The sequence below is a fragment of the Vibrio sp. Vb0937 genome, assembly GCF_033338855.1.
This window is the reverse complement of record NZ_JAWOTK010000004.1, coordinates 1-4,780: the sequence shown is the minus strand read 5'-3', so window position 1 is coordinate 4,780 and position 4,780 is coordinate 1. Positions and strand designations below refer to the sequence as shown.

General features: G+C 45.1%; 3 protein-coding genes and 1 tRNA gene. All 4 read right to left on the bottom strand.

Translation table 11 applies throughout. The annotated features are described in order from the left end of the window. Positions 1–3: 3 nt before the first annotated feature. The 4 genes from R7P67_RS08355 to alaS all read right to left on the bottom strand — a co-directional run bounded on the left by R7P67_RS08355 (position 4) and on the right by alaS (position 4,702). Positions 4–95: transfer RNA gene (locus R7P67_RS08355), tRNA-Ser, on the bottom strand. 334 nt (positions 96–429) lie between these two features. Continuing rightward, positions 430–627 (bottom strand): carbon storage regulator CsrA, encoded by a 198-nt coding sequence (csrA, locus tag R7P67_RS08350; RefSeq protein WP_004415691.1) that lies wholly within the window; start codon positions 625–627, stop codon positions 430–432. A 92-nt stretch (positions 628–719) separates the two neighbouring features. After that, a complete protein-coding gene (locus tag R7P67_RS08345; protein ID WP_005383803.1) occupies positions 720–1,907 on the bottom strand; it encodes an aspartate kinase in 1,188 nt (395 codons plus the stop codon). Between the two features lie 212 nt (positions 1,908–2,119). Further along, positions 2,120–4,702: an alanine--tRNA ligase gene (alaS, locus tag R7P67_RS08340; RefSeq protein WP_132936929.1), complete on the bottom strand. Its 2,583-nt coding sequence runs from the start codon at positions 4,700–4,702 to the stop codon at positions 2,120–2,122. Positions 4,703–4,780 lie beyond the last annotated feature (78 nt).

Below are 4,780 nucleotides of genomic sequence, written 5' to 3'. Positions count from 1 at the left end.
GAATGGCGGTGAAGGAGGGATTCGAACCCTCGATACGGGATAAACCGTATACTCCCTTAGCAGGGGAGCGCCTTCAGCCTCTCGGCCACCTCACCGTCTTGCGGAGGCACATATTACGTTTTACCGAAAATATGTCAAACACTTTCTTTGAAAAAATCTACGAAACTGGCTTAACCGTTGCTGATTTAATCAAAGTGACTATTAAACGAACTTTATCACTCTATTATGATGAAAAAAAGAGAGTCTTCTCTGAAAAAAAGACATTTATTTTCAAATAACTTTCTGAAGTTCGAATCAACATTATTGATGAATTCACAGCCATACTCAACACAATAGTTTCTGCAAATTTTCAAAAACAGTAAAAACTAAAAAGGCCAACCCTTCGGTTAGCCTTTTTCATTCAAACTAAGCTCTGTAAACAGGAGCGACTTAGTAGTTACCTGAAGCAACGTTGCCATTGCCTTTTTCAGCTTGAATGCGCATGTAGATTTCTTCACGGTGAACTGAAACCTCTTTCGGAGCGTTAACGCCGATACGCACTTGGTTACCTTTAACACCTAGTACAGTTACAGTCACTTCATCACCAATCATCAGTGTTTCGCCTACGCGGCGAGTCAAAATTAGCATTCTTTGCTCCTTGAGTAATCTCTAAATTTTCTTGCTACAAAGCTATTATCCAACAAAAGTTATATTTTCGTAAACTACCTTGTTAGCGAAAATCAGCCTAAAAAGGCATGTTTTTGTTGAATGTTTAATGCTTCACTAGACGTAATGTAAGCATCATGCAGAATGTTTGCTGCTGTATCCACACATTCGGGTGCTAAAACTAGCATCATAGTGAGTGCATTCGTTGCGCTGAAATTGATCTCAATATCTCGCTTTGCCAACAAATCGCATGCGTGCTCTACCATTCCATTGGCCTCAAGCCCCACTGCGGTCAACAGGCTTACCACTTCACTATTACGGATTTTGTCGCTGAACACCAGATCGAACTTGGCACATGCATCTTGTTTTATCATGATACCTGCCCGTTCTGTTTCCTCGATCACATTCCAAATGTCGATACCCAACATCTGACATTGTTTTGTAGCACTAGATAAATGTTCTTTATCGACTTCGATTATGGCAAGGTCACGTTGAATGGCTATACCAGAGACGGCTTGATTGCCTAACTCCCCCTTTACCAGACTGCCTTCATTAACATCAAATGTCGAAAGCACGCGCAGTGGCACATTATTCTTCCATGCAAATTGCACTGAAGGTAAATGTAATACTTTCGCGCCTCGGCTTGCCATCGCTTCCATGGAAGGAAAATCGATAACCGCCAATTTTCGCGCGTTTTTCACTACACGTGGGTCACAAGTATAAATACCATCAACGTCGGTAAAGATTTGACACTCATCAGCGCGCAATGCGCCTGCCAGTGCCACTGCGCTCGTATCTGAGCCACCTCGACCTAATGTGGTGATATCCCCGTTCTCATTCACACCTTGAAAGCCTGCAACAATCACGATTTGGTCTTGCTCAAGCAATCCCAGAATTGTCTTAGTATCAATGTGTTTAATCGTTGCGTCATTGTGTTGATTATCCGTCACAATATTCGCCTGTGCTCCGGTAAGCGAGCGTGCAGCATGACCCAATTTATTGAGTGTCATTGCTAACAGTGCCATTGACACTTGCTCACCAGCAGAGAGCAAAACATCAAGTTCTCGAGCTGTAGGCACGCTATCTATCTGTTTAGCGAGGTCCATCAGTCTGTTTGTTTCGCCTGACATTGCAGACACGACAACAACAACTTGATTGCCATCATTTTTCGCCTTAATGATGTGTTCAGCAACTTGGTGGATTCTTTCAATTGAACCCACTGAGGTTCCGCCAAACTTTTGCACGATAAGGGGCTTTTTCACCAGTCTTCACCTTCCCAAGACCGAAGTCTCTTTAGAACTGCTTACATCGTCAGTATTTCCTTTTAGAAAAATTATATAAGCAGTAGTTACAACAAAAACCAAATAGCCTAAATGACTCGGTTAACTTTTGGTCAATTAAACCACTTGGCTGCTAAAAAAAATTACGCTCAATCAAAGAAACTTGATTGAGCGTAATTTTAGTAGTTAAAAGCTTATAAGCGCTCTTCTAACCAAGGCTGAACTGTTTTAATTGCCTCTGGTAGTGCGGCTACATCAGTACCACCAGCTTGAGCCATGTCAGGACGACCACCGCCCTTACCACCGACTTGCTCAGCAATCATCTTAACTAGATCACCAGCTTTTACTTTACCAGTTAGATCTTTAGTCACACCAGCAATCAGACCAACCTTGTCACCTGTTACGTTGGCAAGCAGTACGACACCAGACCCCATTTGGTTCTTGATGTCATCAACCATAGTACGTAGGTTCTTGCTGTCAGCGCCTTCAAGAGCTGCGACTAGAACTTTTGTACCATTGACTTCAACCGCTTTGCCCATGATGTTAGCGCTTTCTGCTGCCGCCATCTTATCTTTTAGCTTCTGCACTTCTTTCTCTAGCGCTTTTGCTTTCTGTGCAGATTCTGCCAGTTTCTCTTCGTACTTCGCGTTTTGAGCTTCAATAGCGTCTAATGCAGCCTCGCCTGTTACCGCCTCAATACGTCGAATACCTGCAGCAATGCCGCTTTCTGAAGTGATTTTGAATAGGCCAATATCACCTGTGCTTGATGCGTGAATACCACCGCAAAGCTCTGTCGAGAAGTCGCCCATAGATAGTACGCGTACTTCGTCGTCGTACTTCTCGCCGAATAGAGCCATTGCGCCTTTCTTCTTAGCAGACTCAATGTCCATCACGTTGGTTTCAATCGTGTGGTTGCGACGAATTTGCGCGTTAACTAGGCGCTCAACTTCTTTCAACTCTGCTGCGGTTACGGCTTCTAGATGCGAGAAGTCGAAACGTAGGTTGTCTGCCTTCACCAATGAGCCTTTCTGCGTTACGTGCTCACCTAAAACCTGGCGTAGTGCTGCGTGTAGCAAGTGCGTTGCTGAGTGGTTTAGAGAGATAGCTGCGCGACGCTCTGCGTCAACGATAGTTGCTACTTCATCACCTTTCGCTAGAACGCCTTCTGCCATTACACCGTGGTGCGCGATTGCGTTACCTAGTTTTTGAGTGTCCTCAACGTGGAATACACCAGACTCAGTACGGATTTCACCAGCGTCACCACACTGACCGCCTGACTCTGCGTAGAATGGTGTTTCACCAAGTACGATGATTGCTTTGTCGCCCGCAGATAGAGAATCTACTTCGTTGCCTTCAACGAACATCGCTGCTACAGAACTAGAGCCTTTAGTACCTGTGTAACCACAGAATTCTGTTTGCGTATCAACTTTGATTGCTGCGTTGTAGTCAGTACCAAAATTACCCGCTTCACGCGCACGTTGACGCTGCTCTTCCATCGCTTTCTCAAAACCTTCTTCGTCGATTGCGAACTCACGCTCACGTGCTACGTCGTTAGTTAAGTCAGCTGGGAAGCCGTAAGTATCGTAAAGTTTAAATACGGTTTCGCCGTCTAGTACTTTACCGTCTAGGTTATCTAGTGCTTCGTTTAGAATCGCCATACCGCGCTCAAGTGTACGACCAAAGTTTTCTTCTTCGATACGCAGTACTTTTTCAACCACAGCTTGTTGACGCTTCAGCTCTTCACCAGCCGTACCCATGATGTCAGCTAGAACGCCAACCAACTTGTGGAAGAATGCACCTTGTGCGCCCAGCTTGTTACCGTGACGAACTGCACGACGGATGATACGGCGTAATACGTAACCTCGACCTTCGTTTGAAGGCATAACGCCATCCACGATCAGGAATGAACATGAACGGATGTGGTCAGCGATAACGCGTAGTGATTGGTTTGATAGGTCTTCGTAACCGATCACTTCTGCTGCTGCTTTGATAAGAGCTTGGAATACATCGATTTCGTAGTTTGAGTGAACGCCCTGCATGATTGCAGAGATACGCTCGATACCCATACCAGTATCTACCGATGGTTTTGGTAGCGGTTCCATAGTCCCGTCTGCGTGACGGTTGAACTGCATGAATACGTTGTTCCAGATCTCGATAAAACGGTCACCATCTTCTTCAGGCGTGCCAGGACGGCCACCCCAGATGTGCTCACCGTGATCGTAGAAGATTTCAGTACATGGACCACAAGGGCCAGTGTCGCCCATTTGCCAGAAGTTATCAGACTCGTACGGCTTGCCGCCTTCTTTATCACCAATGCGAACAATACGATCAGCGGGTACGCCAACTTTCTTGTTCCAGATGTCAAACGCTTCGTCATCGGTTTCGTAAACAGTTACCAATAAACGATCCGCTGGCAGTTTAAGAACTTCGGTTAGGAATTCCCAAGCAAAGGAGATCGCATCTTCTTTGAAGTAATCGCCAAAGCTGAAGTTGCCTAACATTTCAAAGAATGTGTGGTGACGAGCAGTAAAGCCAACATTTTCTAGGTCGTTATGTTTGCCACCAGCACGTACGCAACGCTGAGCCGTAGTCGCTCGAGTGTAGGCTCGTTTTTCTAAGCCTAAGAAACAATCTTTAAATTGGTTCATACCTGCGTTTGTGAACAGCAGGGTTGGGTCGTTATGTGGAACTAACGATGAACTTTCTACGATTTGGTGTCCTTTGCTCTCAAAGAACTTGAGGAACGCGTTACGAACCTCATCAGTGCTCATGTACATGCAGCTCTTCCTGAAAATAGTCGAGTTAGAATTTTGCCGTATTGTAGATCATGCAAACAGCTGAGACTAGTTTTCTTG

Coding starts and splice junctions, on each gene's coding strand:
- csrA (WP_004415691.1), bottom strand. CDS start 627: ATGCTAATTTTGACTCGCCGCGTAGGCGAAACACTGATGATTGGTGAT.
- alaS (WP_132936929.1), bottom strand. CDS start 4,702: ATGTACATGAGCACTGATGAGGTTCGTAACGCGTTCCTCAAGTTCTTT.